Annotated in this window: 16 protein-coding genes; 6 read left to right on the top strand and 10 right to left on the bottom strand. The window is 68.2% G+C overall.

The features are described 5' to 3' along the window. Positions 1-25 precede the first annotated feature (25 nt). Positions 26-1,372: an ActS/PrrB/RegB family redox-sensitive histidine kinase gene (locus FHD68_RS07685; RefSeq protein ID WP_244297793.1), complete on the bottom strand. Its 1,347-nt coding sequence runs from the start codon at positions 1,370-1,372 to the stop codon at positions 26-28. Positions 1,373-1,464: 92 nt separating this feature from the next. On the opposite strand from FHD68_RS07685, the gene FHD68_RS07680 reads away from it, so the two are divergent. The 3 genes from FHD68_RS07680 to FHD68_RS07670 all read left to right on the top strand — a co-directional run bounded on the left by FHD68_RS07680 (position 1,465) and on the right by FHD68_RS07670 (position 3,115). Beyond that, the gene (locus tag FHD68_RS07680; protein WP_127897517.1) at positions 1,465-2,094 is read left to right on the top strand and encodes an SCO family protein; all 630 of its coding nucleotides are present in this window, start codon (positions 1,465-1,467) and stop codon (positions 2,092-2,094) included. A 77-nt stretch (positions 2,095-2,171) separates the two neighbouring features. After that, entirely contained in the window at positions 2,172-2,723 is a 552-nt protein-coding gene (locus FHD68_RS07675) for an ActR/PrrA/RegA family redox response regulator transcription factor (RefSeq protein ID WP_042252328.1), read from the top strand. A gap of 80 nt (positions 2,724-2,803) precedes the next feature. After that, positions 2,804-3,115 (top strand): H-NS histone family protein, encoded by a 312-nt coding sequence (locus FHD68_RS07670; protein WP_045981934.1) that lies wholly within the window; start codon positions 2,804-2,806, stop codon positions 3,113-3,115. A gap of 54 nt (positions 3,116-3,169) precedes the next feature. On the opposite strand, the gene FHD68_RS07665 is transcribed toward FHD68_RS07670, so the two are convergent. From FHD68_RS07665 to FHD68_RS07655, 3 genes are read right to left on the bottom strand one after another with little or no spacing between them, the layout of a single operon-like run. Further along, a complete protein-coding gene (locus tag FHD68_RS07665; protein ID WP_127897516.1) occupies positions 3,170-3,778 on the bottom strand; it encodes an HD domain-containing protein in 609 nt (202 codons plus the stop codon). Between the two features lie 6 nt (positions 3,779-3,784). Further along, positions 3,785-4,300: a protein-export chaperone SecB gene (gene secB / locus FHD68_RS07660; RefSeq protein ID WP_045981936.1), complete on the bottom strand. Its 516-nt coding sequence runs from the start codon at positions 4,298-4,300 to the stop codon at positions 3,785-3,787. Between the two features lie 57 nt (positions 4,301-4,357). Beyond that, positions 4,358-4,897 (bottom strand): FxsA family protein, encoded by a 540-nt coding sequence (locus tag FHD68_RS07655; RefSeq protein WP_127897515.1) that lies wholly within the window; start codon positions 4,895-4,897, stop codon positions 4,358-4,360. Positions 4,898-5,008: 111 nt separating this feature from the next. On the opposite strand from FHD68_RS07655, the gene FHD68_RS07650 reads away from it, so the two are divergent. Together FHD68_RS07650 and FHD68_RS07645 are read left to right on the top strand one after the other, a co-directional pair. Beyond that, positions 5,009-5,671, top strand: a complete 663-nt coding sequence (locus FHD68_RS07650; RefSeq protein WP_046000502.1) for a Tim44/TimA family putative adaptor protein — start codon at positions 5,009-5,011, stop codon at positions 5,669-5,671. Beyond that, on the top strand, positions 5,671-6,282 hold the full coding sequence (locus FHD68_RS07645) for a Smr/MutS family protein (protein ID WP_046000501.1): 612 nt from the start codon (positions 5,671-5,673) through the stop codon (positions 6,280-6,282). The genes FHD68_RS07650 and FHD68_RS07645 overlap by 1 nt, the downstream gene beginning before the upstream one ends. Positions 6,283-6,333: 51 nt before the next feature. On the opposite strand, the gene FHD68_RS07640 is transcribed toward FHD68_RS07645, so the two are convergent. The 3 genes from FHD68_RS07640 to hslV form a co-directional block, all read right to left on the bottom strand. Continuing rightward, the gene (locus FHD68_RS07640; protein ID WP_045981940.1) at positions 6,334-6,513 is read right to left on the bottom strand and encodes a PLDc N-terminal domain-containing protein; all 180 of its coding nucleotides are present in this window, start codon (positions 6,511-6,513) and stop codon (positions 6,334-6,336) included. 62 nt (positions 6,514-6,575) lie between these two features. Next, on the bottom strand, positions 6,576-7,883 hold the full coding sequence (gene hslU / locus FHD68_RS07635; RefSeq protein WP_139085493.1) for an ATP-dependent protease ATPase subunit HslU: 1,308 nt from the start codon (positions 7,881-7,883) through the stop codon (positions 6,576-6,578). Positions 7,884-7,946: 63 nt separating this feature from the next. Next, the gene (hslV, locus tag FHD68_RS07630) at positions 7,947-8,501 is read right to left on the bottom strand and encodes an ATP-dependent protease subunit HslV (protein WP_046000500.1); all 555 of its coding nucleotides are present in this window, start codon (positions 8,499-8,501) and stop codon (positions 7,947-7,949) included. Between the two features lie 99 nt (positions 8,502-8,600). Here hslV and FHD68_RS07625 point away from each other — a divergent pair, with 99 nt between their 5' ends. Then, complete coding sequence (locus FHD68_RS07625) at positions 8,601-9,500, top strand: hypothetical protein (protein WP_127897513.1); 900 nt, start codon at positions 8,601-8,603, stop codon at positions 9,498-9,500. 34 nt (positions 9,501-9,534) lie between these two features. Here FHD68_RS07625 and trxA read toward each other — a convergent pair whose 3' ends face one another. The 3 genes from trxA to FHD68_RS07610 all read right to left on the bottom strand — a co-directional run. After that, positions 9,535-9,855: a thioredoxin gene (gene trxA / locus FHD68_RS07620; protein WP_046000498.1), complete on the bottom strand. Its 321-nt coding sequence runs from the start codon at positions 9,853-9,855 to the stop codon at positions 9,535-9,537. Between the two features lie 81 nt (positions 9,856-9,936). Further along, the gene (gene addA / locus FHD68_RS07615; protein WP_244297791.1) at positions 9,937-13,308 is read right to left on the bottom strand and encodes a double-strand break repair helicase AddA; all 3,372 of its coding nucleotides are present in this window, start codon (positions 13,306-13,308) and stop codon (positions 9,937-9,939) included. Next, a partial coding sequence (locus FHD68_RS07610) for a PD-(D/E)XK nuclease family protein (RefSeq protein WP_208863750.1) occupies positions 13,301-14,196 on the bottom strand: 896 nt, incomplete at its 5' end. The genes addA and FHD68_RS07610, both read right to left, overlap by 8 nt.

Raw genomic sequence — 14,196 nt, 5'->3', positions numbered from 1 at the left:
CTTGATTAACAGGGCGTTAAGAAACTCAGGCGTCGAAGGTCGGATTGTGGGCCAGCGCGATCCGGTCATGCGCGCGGATGCGGTCCAGCGGCCAGCGCACCGACACCATGGCACCCGGCCCGCCATTGGCAAAGGTCAGCCGCGCGCCCGACCGTTCCAGAAGGGTCTTGGCGATGAACAGACCCAGGCCCATCCCTTCGTAGCTGCCGCGCTGCGCCTCGGCGCGCCGGGTCAGATAGGGGTCGCCGATCCGCGACAGCAGGTGCGGCGGATAGCCCGGCCCGTCGTCGCGCACCGTGACGACCAGCGCGCCCTGCGTCACCTGGGTCTCGATCACGACGCGGCTTTCGGCGAAATCGACGGCGTTCTGGATCAGGTTGCGCAGCGCGTGGATGATGGCCGGATCGCGGTGGATCACCGGGCCTTCGGCATGGATCTCGATCAGGGGGCCGCGGTCCATGTGGGGCTGGGCGGCGTCCTCCAGCACGGCGCGCAGCGGGGCCGCGCGCATGTGCAGGTCGTCCTTGCCCGCGCGCCCCATGCTGCGCAGGATCGCCGCGCAGCGGTCGGCGCTGTCGCGCAGGGCGATGGCATCGGCATGCAGGTCGGGGCGGTCGCGCAGCTCGTCCGCCAGTTCGCCGGCGATCAGCTTGATGGTGGCCAGGGGGGTGCCCATCTCATGCGCGGCGGCCGCCACGACGCCGCCCAGATGCTGCAGGCGCTGTTCGCGCGACAGGGCCATCTGGGTCGCGAACAGCGCGCCCGAGGTGTCCGACAGTTCCGCCGTCACCCGATGCGCGTAGCCCGCAAAGAACACCACGCCAATGACCAGCGCGACCCAGTGGCCGACGGCCAGAATCGGCTCCATCCGCAGGATCTGGCCGTCCGGATCGCGCAGCGGCAGCCCGAAGACCGCCGCGACCGAGATCAGCGCCACCGTGGCCAGCCCCAGGGCCAGCACCTGCCGCGCGTTCAGCGACGCGGCCGCGATCGTGACCGGCGCCAGCACCAGCAGCGCGAAGGGATTGGCCATCCCCCCGGTCAGCGCCATCAGCGTCGAGATCTGGACCAGGTCGAAGGACAGCTGCCGCACCGCGCGCCCCGGAGAGGTCCGTTTGTGCGGGCGCAAAAACAGCCACAGGTTCATGGTGATCGACGCCGCGATCAGCAGGATGATCGGCGTCTTGACGAAGCCGATGCCCATCATCCACGCGACGATGACAGCGGCCATCTGCCCGCCGATGGCGAACCAGCGCAACAGCACCAGCGTGCGTATGCGGATCGGTTCGGCCTTGGGGGTGTCGATCGGCCGCGACATGGCCTGGTGCAGGTCGGGATCGGCGATGTCGTCGGGGGCTGTGGATGTGGACATCGTCGACCCTTGCTGCGACATTGCCCGATCTTGATACCCGCGCGCCGATGGACGATCAATGCGGGCATTTGACACGCGAAGGAGGCCCGCCAATGACGGACCGGAAAATCCTGCTGATCGGCACTGCGGCCGCCATCGGCGTGCTGGCGGGCGGGGCGCTGTTCCTGACCATGCGTCCGGGTGACGACCAGTTCGCGCAATGCAGCAGCAGCAGCGTCGCGGGGGGCATGGACGCCTTTGGCACACCCTTCACCCTGACGCGCGACGACGGCCAGCGTGTCACCGACCAGGATGTCTTCGACAAGCCGACGCTTCTCTATTTCGGCTATACCTTCTGCCCCGACGTCTGCCCCCTGGACAGCGCCCGAAACGCCGAAGCCGAGGTCCTGCTGACAGAGGCCGGAGAGGATGTGCAGACCGTCTTTGTCACCGTCGATCCCCGCCGCGACACCCCCGAGGTTCTGGCGGACTATACCGAATTGTTTTCCGACCGCATGATCGGCCTGACCGGCAGCGACGAGGAGATTGCTGCCGTAAACAAGGGCTGGCGGAATTACTTCAAGCTGAATGACGAAGAGGATCAGGAATATTATCTGGTCGATCACATGACAAATACCTATCTGGTGATGCCCGGCGGAAAGACGGTCGAATTCTTTTCCCGCGAAACCACCCCCGAACAGATTGCCGAGACCGTCGCCTGTTATGCCGATGCCTCTGCATAAGGCAGTTTGTCGCATGGGGTTTGATATTGCCCGCGCGACTTCCCATTTGCCGTTAAATTCCGTGAAAAGGCCAACAGATGGATCAGTTGAACGCACAAATCGGCCCCGACGCCTCGCTGCTGCTGGTCGACGATGACGAGATCTTCGTGACCCGCCTGGCGCGCGCGATGGAAAAGCGCGGGTTTCAGCCGGAAACCTCGCTGACCGTGGCCGGTGCGATGCGCCTGATCGAACGTCGTGCGCCCGCCTACGCGGTCGTGGACCTGCGTCTGGAGGACGGGAACGGCCTTGACGTGGTCGAGGCGCTGCGCGAACGGCGCGCCGATGCCCGCATCATCGTCCTGACCGGATACGGCGCCATCGCCACGGCCGTCGCCGCGGTGAAGATGGGTGCCACAGATTATCTGGCAAAGCCCGCCGACGCGAATGACGTGACATCCGCATTGCTGTCCAGCGGTGAATTGCTGCCGCCGCCACCGGAAAACCCGATGTCCGCGGATCGCGTGCGGTGGGAACATATTCAACGCGTCTATGAGCAATGCGAGCGTAATGTGAGTGAAACCGCGCGCCGATTGCATATGCATCGCCGGACATTGCAGCGTATTCTGGCAAAACGCGGACCACGATGACGATTTAAATATATTGAACGTTTAAAAAAACGGTCTATATTGGATGGGGATTAACATTCCCTATATAGAAACCGGAACCAATGAGCATCGATTTCGACACTATGTCCCTCAAGGAAATGCGCGACCTGCGGACCAAGCTGGATCGCGCGATCAACTCCTATGAGGACCGCAAGCGGCGCGAAGCCCTGACGGCCATCGAGGAAGCCGCGCGCGAGCATGGCTTCAACCTGTCCGAGCTGACCGGCGCCAAGACGCGCAAGTCCGGGACCGTCGCCCCGAAATACGCCAACCCGCAGGACCCGACGATGACCTGGACGGGTCGCGGCCGCAAACCGCGTTGGGTGCAGGAATGCCTGGAAAGCGGCAAGGAGCTGGACGATCTGCTGATCTGATCCACGCATCGCCGACGTGATCGACAGGGGGTCCTTGCGGCCCCCTTTTGCGTTTCAGAGTGTCTTGTCGATCAGGGCGATCAGCTGTGCGAACCGTTCAAGATACGCGGCCCGTGTCTGGGCGGGCGGGCGCAGGGTGATCTGCAGGTCTGGCAGCATCTGCGCCTCGGGGACGGGGAAAAGACGCCGCGCTTCGGGCAGGGCAAAGCCTGCGATGGTCACGGCCTCCAGGCGGGCGGACACGCGGTCGGCGGCCTTGATGCGCCGCTTGACCGTCACGGGCAGCGTCGCGGGCAGGCCGAACCGACGGTGGATGGCCGAGGCCAGCCGTTCGTCCATCGCCCCGTATTCCCGCCCCAATGCCGCCTTGACCGGAGAGATCATGTCCCCGATCACGTATTCCGGCGCATCATGCAGCAGGGCCGCCAGCTGCCAGCAGGGATCGCTGCCGGGGTTCAGCCCGTCGAAGATCTGTTCCACCAGCAACGAATGTTCGGCCACCGAATAGGGCCAGTCGCCGCGCGTCTGGCCGTTCCAGCGCGCGACGAAGGCCAGACCGTGGGCGATGTCCTCGATCTCGATGTCGAAGGGCGTCGGGTCCAGCAGGTCCAGCCTGCGGCCCGACAGCATCCGCTGCCAGGCACGCGATGCGGGCTTGGCCATCGGGCCTTAGGACAGGCGCTGATCGGCGGGTGCCGCCTGCGCGGTCTGGGCGCGGCGCGCCAGTTCCTGACGATACAGCGCCACGAAATCGACCGGGTCCATGTTGAACGCCGGGAATCCCCCGTCGCGGGTCATGTCCGAGATGATGCGACGAACATAGGGGAACAGCATCCGCGGGCATTCGATCATCAGGAAGGGGTGCAGCTGATCCTGCGGCACGCCCTCGATCTGGAACACCCCGCCATAGTCCAGCTCTGCCAGGAACAGCGTCGCGCCGTCGCCCTTGTTGGTCGAGGTGACGCGGTACTTGGTGATCACCTCGAACTGGGTGTCGCTGCCGCGCTTGCGGGCGTCCAGGCTGACCTGGACGGTAATCTCGGGCTGGACCTCGCCCTGGGGTGCGCCCTTCTGGGCCACGGCGTTCTCGAAGGACAGGTCGCGGATGAACTGTGCCATGATCTGCATGCGAGGCTGTGCCGCTGCTGCGGGCTGTGCGCCGTTCTGCGGGGTTTCTTCGGCCATGGTCCTACCTTTGTGATGCGGATTTGTCCCAGCTTGTAGCAGGCCGGCCGCCTGCCCTCAATGCCGGGTCCAGCCCGACCCGCGTCCCGGCCGCGAGGGGCCCGTGTCGTCGGTGTCCAGCGGCAGATCGACGGGCGGACGGCGGTCGTCCTCGTCGGCCACGACGAATTCGCCGTCGATCACGCCCTTGTCATAGGGCGGGCGATGCGGGTCGCGGCGCATCGTCGCAGCATGCATCTGAACCCGCGATGCGCGAACGCGGCGCGCAAGCTGTGTCATCAGCATCGTCCGGACCGCGGGGATCAGCAGCAGCAGACCCAAGGCATCGCTGAAGAACCCCGGCAGCAGCAGCAGCAGGCCCGCGGCGATGATCATCGCGCCATGCGCCAGCGGGCGTGACGGATCGCGCATCTCTGCCAGGCTGCGCTGGATCTGCATCCCGGCCCGCGCACCCTGGCTGCGCATGATGGCGACGCCGGCCACCGCCGACAGCAGCACCAGCGCCAGCGTGGGCCACAGGCCGATCAGGCCCCCGACCTGGATGAACAGCGCGATCTCGATGATCGGCACCACCAGAAACATGGCGATCAGCCGCATGTGAATTCCCCTTCCTGCCGGCGCGGAAACTGGACTTGCGCCGAGGCACTCCCTACATAATGCACAGACCGCCCGATACCAACGACCCGTTATGACCCAGAGGTTGCCTGCATGTCCAACCCGCTTCTTCAGCTGATCGTCCTTGCCGGGATCGCGATCTTCCTGATCCTACGGCTGAAAAACGTGCTCGGGACGCGTGACGGCTTTGAGCCGCCGCAGGTCGACCAGCCGACGGCCAGCACCACGCCCGCCCGTTTCGAGGTGATCGAGGGGTCCGCCGACGAGGTCGATCACGACATCCTGGACCATGCCGAGGCCGGCGGTGCCGCGGCCAAGGCGCTGGCCGCGATGAAACGGGTCGAACCGTCGTTCGGGCTGCGCGATTTCCTGGGCGGTGCCCGCAGCGCGTATGAGATGATCCTGATGGCCTTCGAACGGGGCGATCTGACCGAGGTGCGCCCGTTCCTGTCCGATCCCGTGGCAGAAGCGTTCCAGTCGGTGATCGACCAGCGCGTGGCCAACGGCCAGACGGTCGAGGCGACCTATCTGGGTACCCGCGACACCAAGCTGGCCGCGGCGGAGTTCGACCCCGCGACCGGTCTGGCCGAGATCTCGATCCGATTTGTCGGAGAGTTGATCGCCGCGACCCGAGACGCCGACGGCACGGTGATCGACGGCGATCCCAAGGCTTCGCGCAAGCAGAAGGACACCTGGACCTTTGCACGCCGCATGGGCCAGGATGATCCGAACTGGCAGCTTGTCGCGACAAGCTGATGCGCCGGCGCAGGGGCCTGACGCCCGAAGACCGGGACCTGTGGTCCCGCGTCGCCCGAACCGCAGAGCCGCTTGACCCCAAGCGCAAAGGACAGGCCGCCGATCTGGCGGCCTTTTCCGCATTCGTCGCACCGCCCGCGGTCGCCCCGGCCGCCGCACCGCCGCAGCCGCAGGCGATGCCCCGGTTCCGCATCGGTCAGGCGGCCAAGCCCGCCACCCCCGTCGTCGCGCGCCCTCAGACCCCGGCCGAACGTCTGGCCCAAGCCGGGCTGCGGATGGATGCCCGCACGCATCGCAAGATGAGCCAGGGCAAGCTGCGCCCCGAGGCCCGTCTGGACCTGCACGGGCTGACGCTGGCCGCGGCGGGACCGGAATTGCTGCGGTTCATCCTGTCCTGCCATGCGTCAGGGCTGCGGCTGGTGCTGGTCATCACGGGCAAGGGGCGGGGCGATCACGGCCCGCTGCCGACGCGGCCCGGCGCGCTGCGCCATCAGGTGCCCTATTGGCTGCACAGCCCTCCCCTGGCGGCGGTGGTCCAGCAGGTGACGGCCGCGCATTTCCGTCATGGCGGCGACGGCGCCTATTACGTCTATCTGCGCAGGCCGCAATGAAAGACGCCCCCCGAAATCGGGGGGCGCTGGCGTCAGGTCAGTGTGGTCGCGTCAAAGCCTGACGTTGGACTTGGGTCCGGCAAAGTACCAGATGATCAGGCCGACCACCGGCAGGATCACGATCAGCAGAATCCACAGGATCTTGGACTTGTTGCTGGCATTGGTGTTGATGATCTGCGCGATTGCCCAGACATCCAGTGCAAAGATGATGACGCTGAAAAGCCAACCCATGTGATCCGTCCCCTGTTGTGTTCAGCCAGCCAACACCACAGGCTGGCCGCAGGTTCCCCCGTTCACAGCACGTAGCGCGACAGGTCGGTCGACCGCGACAGATCGCCCAGATGGCGTTCCACGAAATCGGCATCGACGCTGACCGACTGGCCGCTGCGGTCCGGGGCGGTGAAGGACAGCTCCTCGAACACCCGCTCGATCACGGTGTACAACCGGCGCGCCCCGATGTTCTCCACGGATGCGTTCACCTCGGCCGCGATGCGGGCCAGCGAGGCGATGCCGTCCTGGGTGAAATCGACGGTCACGCCCTCGGTCTGCATCAGCGCGGTGTACTGGCGCGTCAGGGCGTTGTCGGTCTCGGTCAGGATGCGGATGAAATCCTCCTCGGTCAGGGCGCGCAACTCGACCCGGATCGGCAGGCGGCCCTGCAACTCGGGCAGCAGGTCCGACGGCTTGGCCACATGGAACGCGCCCGAGGCGATGAACAGGATGTGGTCCGTCTTGACCGCGCCGTATTTCGTGCTGACCGTCGTGCCCTCGATCAGCGGCAGCAGGTCGCGCTGGACGCCCTCGCGGCTGACATCGCCACCGCGCGCCTCGGCGCGGGCGCAGACCTTGTCGATCTCGTCGATGAAGACGATGCCGTTCTGCTGCACGGCATCCAGCGCGGTCGCCTTGACCGCGTCGTCGTCCAACAGCTTGTCGGCCTCCTCGGCAATCAGCATCTCATAGCTCTCCGCCACCGTCACCTTGCGGCGCACCTTGCGGCCGCCGAAGGCCTTCATCAGCCCCGACAGATCCATCATCCCGCCCAAGGGCTGGCCCGGCTGGCCCGGCATCTCCATCCCGCCAAGCGGGTTGGAATTGTCCTGGACCTCCAGCTCGATCACCGTGTCGTCCAGCTCTCCGCGCTTCAGCTTGTCGCGGAACATCTGGCGGGTGCCGTCGCGGGCGTCCTTGCCGGCCAGCGCCTCGACGACACGCTCCTCGGCGGCCTTGTGGGCACGGGCCTTGACCGCCTCGCGCATCCGCTCGCGCGTGTCGATCATGGCTGCGTCCGCCAGGTCGCGGATGATCTGTTCGACATCGCGACCGACATAGCCCACTTCGGTGAACTTGGTCGCCTCGACCTTGATGAAGGGCGCATTGGCCAGCTTGGCCAGGCGGCGGCTGATCTCGGTCTTGCCGACGCCGGTCGGTCCGATCATCAGGATGTTCTTGGGATACACCTCGTCGCGCAGGTCGTCGCCCAGCTGCTTGCGGCGCCAGCGGTTGCGCAGGGCCACGGCGACGGCGCGCTTGGCATCGCTCTGCCCGATGATGAACCGGTCCAGTTCGGACACGATCTCGCGGGGGGTCAGGTCACTCATGTCGTTCTCCACGGGGTCCGGCGCCGTGCACCGCGCGCCCCTTCTTCTTTGTCCAAATACCCATCAACCGATGGTTTCGACCGTCAGACGCCCGTTGGTATAGACGCAGATGTCGGCCGCGATCTGCATGGCCTTGCGCGCGATCGCCTCGGCATCCAGATCGCTCTCCAGCAACCCCCGCGCCGCGGCCAGGGCAAAGTTTCCGCCCGACCCGATGGCCGCCACATCATGCTCGGGCTCCAGCACGTCGCCCGCTCCGGTCACCACCAGCAGGTCGGTCCCGTCGGTCACGATCAGCATGGCCTCCAGGTTGCGCAGGTACTTGTCCATGCGCCAATCCTTGGCCAGATCCACGCAGGCGCGCTGCAGCTGTCCGGGCGCGGCCTCCAGCTTCTTCTCCAGCCGTTCCAGCAGGGTAAAGGCATCGGCGGTCGATCCGGCAAAGCCCACGACCACGTCGCGCCCACCGGGTGTCAGGCGGCGCACCTTGCGCGCGCTGCCCTTCATCACGGTCGGACCGACGCTGACCTGCCCATCGCCCGCCACGACCACCTTGCCGCCCCGGCGGACCGCCAGGATCGTGGTGCCATGCCAGCCGGGAAACTTGTCATCAGCCATTGCGCGCTCCGTTCTGTCTTCGTTGGGGCAGCAGATATGGACGCCCCGCCCGGCTTGCAACCCGTTGAAAACCGTCCGGTCCCCCCCTAGCGTCGCGCCATGAGCGATCTGCTGCTGACCGTGTATCTGCATCCGCCCGTCCTGCAGACCGCGCAGGCGGGCAAGCTGGGCATCGTGAACCGCATCCGCGCGCTGCTGGAACCCCGGGGCTGGCAGATCCGCATCGCGCGGTCCGGCCCCGATGCGCGCGCGCAGGCTCCCGACCGCCCCGGCCATGCGCTGTTCAACATGGAACGTCCGACCCATGACCGCGCGCTGACCTTTCGCCTCGCCTATCACTATCCCTACTGGCGGCTGGAGCGGGTGGCCGAACGCTGGCGCTGGCCCATCGCGCAGGCCGCGTTCGATCCCGCCCGGATCGAGGACGGTGCCGCGCACAACTTTGCCCGCCGCCTTCGCGACCGCGTGCTGCCGGGGCCGGAGCCGGTGCGGGGCGATCACATCCTGATCCCGCTGCAGGGCCACATCCGCCGCCAGCGCAGCTTTCAGTCGGCCAGCCCCGTCCAGATGATCCGCGCCGCCGCCCGCACGGGCCGGCCCTGCATCGCGACCCTGCACCCCAAGGAGGTCTATGACGATGCCGACCGCGCGGCCCTGGACCGCCTGGCCCGCGATCATCCGAACCTGACCATCGGCAGTGACACGGGCGCGCGCCTGCGCGACTGCGCCTTCGTCGTGACCCAGAACAGCGGGGTGGGCTTCGACGGGCTGATCCTGGGCAAGCCCGTCGTGCTGTTCGCCCTGTCGGATTATCATCACGTCACGCTGGACGCGGGGCACCTGGGCGCCGACCGCGCCGTGGCGATGGCGGCGGACCACGCACCCCCGACCGCGAAATTCCTGGACTGGTTCCTGCGCCGCACCAGCCTGGACATGATGGCGCCCGATGCCGACGACCGCCTGCTGGCGGCCATGAAAAAAGGCGGCTGGCCCGTCTGAGGGGCCGCCGCCTTTCGCACAAATCAGGCAGAGATCAGACGGATTCGTCGATCCAGCTTTTCAGCGCGGCCTTGGGGGCGGCGCCCATGCGGTTCGACACGACCTCTCCGCCCTTGAACATGAACAGCGCGGGGATACCGCGCACGCCCAGGGCCGCGGCCTGTTCGGGGTTCTCGTCGACGTTGATCTTCACGATCTTGACCTTGCCCGCGTATTCGTCGGAAAGCTCTTCCAAGGCGGGGCCAATCTGCTTGCAGGGGCCGCACCATTCGGCCCAGAAATCGACGATCACGGGGGTGTCGGCCTGACGCACTTCGGCGTCGAATTCAGCGTCGTTCACATGCACGGTGGCCATGTTCGGGCTCCTTTTGGGGATGGGCCGGACGGGCCGGCAGGTCGGGTTCTGTCCAACAGGTATGGGCCGCATGGGGACGGGTCAAGGGGCAGGGGTCGCCTTGACCATCCCCGCCATCACCCGGTCCAGCAGCGCATCGGGAAGCGTCATCAGGCTGCGCGTCGCCGTCCACAGCACCGCCATGCGGATCGGGCGGTCCGGCCAGATGCCCCGCAGCGCCGCGCGATAGGCCGCCATCTGCCGCAGGATGCCCTCCGGCACGGCATCGGCATCCTGTGGCACGTCGGCATTGGTCTTGTAGTCGACGGCCGTGATCAGCGCGTCGGTCACCACCAGTCGGTCGATCACTCCGTTCAGCGTGCCCAGGCCCGCGACGGGCGCGGTCAGCGCGACCTCGGACAGGATGGGCGCGTCGTCGCCGGGCTGCAGCACCTGCGTCAGGGCTGGCGCGGACAGGACCGCGTAGGCCTCGTCCAGCAGGTCGGCCATATCCGGGGCGTCGGGCAGGCCGCCTTCGGCCCCCGACAGGATCGCACGGGCGATGCGCGGCCAGTCGGATGCGGTATGGGCGGGCAGATGCTCCAGCAGCAGGTGCAGCCGCGTGCCGCGCAGCATCGCGGCGTCGCGGTCGCCCGCGCTGGTTCCGGCCAGCACCTTGGCGCCGCCCAGCCCGCTGGCCGTCACCGGGCCTACGAAATCAGGCGCGGGCGGGGCCATGCGCAGCGCCCAGTCCGGCGCCGCGACCGGCACGGCTGCATCGGGGGCTGGGCTTTCGGCCTCTGCCGGCCAGTCGCCCCAGGACAGGCGCAGCCCGGTGCCGACGCCTTCGATCGGCAGGTCCTGACGCGTCAGGGCGGTGCGGCCCGCGCCTTCGGCGACCATCGCGTGCCAGCTGTCCAGCCCCTCGCCCGTATCGCCGGCTGCGGCCACGATCAGCCAGCTTTCGGCCCGCGTCATCGCGACATACAGCAGGCGCCGCCGCTCTTCATCCTGCCGCCGCTGCCATTCGGCGACGGCCATCGCGACCGCGTCGCAGCGTTCGGGCGCGGCGCCGCGCCAGACCGGCATGTCGTCCAGACGCACCAGCGCCTGGCGGTTGTTGGGCTTGCGGACCTGGGTCTCGGGCAGGATCACCACGGGGCTTTCCAGGCCCTTCGATCCGTGTACCGTCATCACCCGGATCAGACCGCCCGCGCCGCCGGGCAGCTGTCGTTTCACCTCAACCTCATCCTGGGCCAGCCAGACCAGGAAGCCGGTCAGGGACGGGGTTTCCACCTGCTCATAGGCCAGGGCCTGGGACATCAGCTCGTCGATGCCGTCCACGGCCTCGGGGCCAAGGCGGGCCAACAGGGCGGCGCGGCCGCCATGGCGGGTCAGTAGCCGGGCGATCAGGTCGTGCGGGCGCAGATAGTCGGCCTGCCCGGCCAGGTCGTTCAGCACCGCCTGTGCGTCCACGTGGGACGATTCGCGCAGGCGCATCCACAGGTATTCGCGCGACCGGCGGCCATGGGCCAGGCGGTACAGGTCGTCCTCGGACAGCCCGAACAGCGGAGAGCGCAGCGCAGCCGCCAGCGACAGGTCGTCCTCGGGCGTGGCCAGCACCGACAAGGTGGCGATGATGTCGCGTACGGCCAGCTCGCCCGCCAGGCGCAGGCGGTCGGCCCCCGCCACCGGCAGGCCCGCCGATTTCAGCGCCGCGATCAGCGCCGCGAACAGCGTGCCGCGCCGCTGGACCAGGATCTGGATGTCGCCCGCATGCAGGGGCCGCGGCTGGCCCGATTTCGCGTCGATGATGGGACTGCCCAGCATCGCACGGATCTGGATCGCGACATGGCGGGCCAGCTGCGTGTCGGCGTCGTTTTCGGACGGCGCATCGACCGGGCGGGTCCAGTCCTCGGGGTCGGTCTTGTCGGGCTTGGGCAGAGCGGGCCAGATGTCCACGCGGCCGGGCAGGGCCGCCTTGAAGGCCACGTGCCGGGGCGGATCGCCCAGGCCCGTCGCGGCCTCTCCCTGGAACACCGCGTCGACCAGCGCCAGCACGGCGGGCGACGACCGAAAGCTGTGGGCCAGCCCGCGCTGCTGCATGGGCGCCTGCACGGCCTGGAAATCGGCGGCGAAGCGGTCGCGCATCGCCTCGAACACGGTGATGTCGGCACCCTGGAACGAATAGATCGACTGTTTCGGATCGCCCACCACAAACAGCGTTCGGGGCCGGTCATGCGCGCCGGCGCCGCTGGTAAATTCGTCGGTCAGGCGGCGGATCACCCGCCACTGGCCGGGGCTGGTGTCCTGCGCCTCGTCGACCAGGATATGGTCGATGCCGCCGTCCAGACGCCACAGCACCCATTGCGCCATGCTGGATTCCTCCAGCAGCGCGGCGGTGCGGCCGATCAGGTCGTCGAAATCCAGCCAGCCCTGCGCCGCCTTGGCCGCGTTCATGCGCGCCGCGAAGGCATGCCCGAACCGGTGCAGCGCCAGCGTGCGTTCCGCCGCCGCCAGGGCCAGCGCCTGCGGGCGGGCCAGCTCGACCCGCTCCATCAGGGCATCCAGATCGTCCATGAAGGGGGCGCAGGGGCCGGTGGCCATGGCCTTGGTCGGGATCTTGCCGGTCTTGGCGCCGAACGGCACCTTGGCGCTGCCGCCGAACAGCAGACACCCGAACAGGCGGGACAGGTCGTCCATGCCGGGATCGCGCCAGTTCACCTGCGCCAGCGCCTCGGCCAGCTTGACGTCATTGGCGGAACTGCCCCGCAGCGGCGGGATCACGGCATCGGCCAGATCACCTTCGCCGCCGGTGAAGACCCCGGCCAGCAGGCTGTCCGCCGTCAAACCGGGGGGCAGGTCCAGCGCGGCCCAGATCGCCGCCGCGTCGGGGGCGTCCGCGTAATCGGCCAGGGACAGCCCGGCCAGGAACCCGTCCAGGTCGTCGCCCCCCTGAAGGCGGGTCAGGTCCGCGATGGCGGGGTGGGATTCTTCGGCCATCGCCTCGATGATCTCGGCGCGCATGGCGCGGGCGCTGCGGTCGTCCAGTTCCGCGAACCCCATCGGCACCCCGGCCTCCAGCGGAAAGCGGCGCAGGACGGCGGCGCAAAAGCTGTGGATCGTCTGCACCTTGAGGCCGCCCGGCGTCTCGATCGCGCGGGCGAACAGGCGCCGCGCGGCGGGCAGGTCAGGATCACCCCCCTCGCCCAGCTGGGCCAGTTCGGCACGCAGGGCGGATTCGGGCAGCATCGCCCAGGTGCCAAGCCGCGCCAGCAGGCGGTTCTGCATCTCGGTCGCGGCGGCCTTGGTATAGGTCAGGCACAGGATGCGTTCGGGCGGCGTCCCCGCCAGCAGCAGCCGCGCGACACGGTCGGTCAGCACGCGGGTCTTGCCCGACCCGGCATTGGCCGTCAGCCAGGTCGAGCGCAGCGGATCGGCCGCCGCGATCTGGTTCAGCGTCGCCTCATCCATGATGATCGCCCACCTTTCGCGGCGCCGCGGCATCGGTCAGCGCCCATTCGCCGTACCGCGCCAGGTGATCGTAATCGCTTGCATAGGACGTGCTTTGGGGCGCACGCATCGCGGTGAACCCGGCCTCTCCGGTCACATAGGACCGCAGCAGGCGGACGAAGCCGTCCCAGGTCTCGGCCTCGATCAGGTCGTCATGCTCGCGCGGGTGGGTCTTGCCCTCTCCGCCCAGCTGGATGTAGCGCAGGCCCGCCACGTCCACCGGGCCAAGCGCGTCGAACCCGCCACGGCGCGCCATCGCGGCCTCCAGCATCAGCTGCTTGTCGAAATGGCGGATCATCGCGTCGGTCGGCGGCGTGCCGGACTTGTAGTCATAGACCACGACGCGGTTGTCGGTCAGCAGGTCGATCCGGTCGGGCTTGGCGGTCAGGGTGATGCCCAGGTCCGCCACGGGCACCTTGCCGCGATGCTCCACGACCATCGGCCGCCCCTCGGCCAGGCGGGTCAGCTCGTCCGCGACGATGCGGTCGGCGATCCGTGCGATGCGCGCCGACCAGAAGGCGCGGGCGGCGGGCCAGGGCACCTCGTCCGCCAGCACCCGGTCGGTCAGCGCCAGGAACCGGTCCCTGAGAACCTCGGGCGGGGTGTCGGGGGTGGGATGGCTGTGCAGCAGCGCCTCGACGATGGCATGCAGGGTCTGGCCGCGCAGCGACGCGTCGGGCTGCGGGCGCAGCGGCGGCAGCGCGCGCAGGCCCAGAACGCGCTTGGCATAGACCGCGTAGGGGTCGCGGATCAGCAGCGACACGTCCGTCACCGGCAGGTCCGGGAACAGGGGCAGCGGCGGGATGGGCGAGGGCCGCGCCGCCGGGGGCACCGGGGCGGGGGGTCGCG

This window comes from Paracoccus marcusii (assembly GCF_006151785.1).
Lineage (GTDB): Bacteria > Pseudomonadota > Alphaproteobacteria > Rhodobacterales > Rhodobacteraceae > Paracoccus > Paracoccus marcusii.
The sequence above is the reverse complement of the archived record's forward strand: the minus strand, read 5'-3'. Positions and strand labels throughout refer to the sequence as shown.

Bases quoted from the DNA above. Each gene is read 5' to 3' on its own strand.
- secB (WP_045981936.1), bottom strand. From the start codon at position 4,300: ATGGCCGAAGAAACCCCGCAGAACGGCGCACAGCCCGCAGCAGCGGCA.
- FHD68_RS07655 (WP_127897515.1), bottom strand. From the start codon at position 4,897: ATGCGGCTGATCGCCATGTTTCTGGTGGTGCCGATCATCGAGATCGCG.
- FHD68_RS07680 (WP_127897517.1), top strand. From the start codon at position 1,465: ATGACGGACCGGAAAATCCTGCTGATCGGCACTGCGGCCGCCATCGGC.
- FHD68_RS07670 (WP_045981934.1), top strand. From the start codon at position 2,804: ATGAGCATCGATTTCGACACTATGTCCCTCAAGGAAATGCGCGACCTG.
- trxA (WP_046000498.1), bottom strand. From the start codon at position 9,855: ATGGCCACCGTGCATGTGAACGACGCTGAATTCGACGCCGAAGTGCGT.
- FHD68_RS07640 (WP_045981940.1), bottom strand. From the start codon at position 6,513: ATGGGTTGGCTTTTCAGCGTCATCATCTTTGCACTGGATGTCTGGGCA.
- FHD68_RS07625 (WP_127897513.1), top strand. From the start codon at position 8,601: ATGAGCGATCTGCTGCTGACCGTGTATCTGCATCCGCCCGTCCTGCAG.
- addA (WP_244297791.1), bottom strand. From the start codon at position 13,308: ATGGATGAGGCGACGCTGAACCAGATCGCGGCGGCCGATCCGCTGCGC.
- FHD68_RS07685 (WP_244297793.1), bottom strand. From the start codon at position 1,372: ATGTCCACATCCACAGCCCCCGACGACATCGCCGATCCCGACCTGCAC.
- FHD68_RS07650 (WP_046000502.1), top strand. From the start codon at position 5,009: ATGTCCAACCCGCTTCTTCAGCTGATCGTCCTTGCCGGGATCGCGATC.
- FHD68_RS07645 (WP_046000501.1), top strand. From the start codon at position 5,671: ATGCGCCGGCGCAGGGGCCTGACGCCCGAAGACCGGGACCTGTGGTCC.
- hslU (WP_139085493.1), bottom strand. From the start codon at position 7,883: ATGAGTGACCTGACCCCCCGCGAGATCGTGTCCGAACTGGACCGGTTC.
- FHD68_RS07665 (WP_127897516.1), bottom strand. From the start codon at position 3,778: ATGGCCAAGCCCGCATCGCGTGCCTGGCAGCGGATGCTGTCGGGCCGC.
- FHD68_RS07675 (WP_042252328.1), top strand. From the start codon at position 2,172: ATGGATCAGTTGAACGCACAAATCGGCCCCGACGCCTCGCTGCTGCTG.
- hslV (WP_046000500.1), bottom strand. From the start codon at position 8,501: ATGGCTGATGACAAGTTTCCCGGCTGGCATGGCACCACGATCCTGGCG.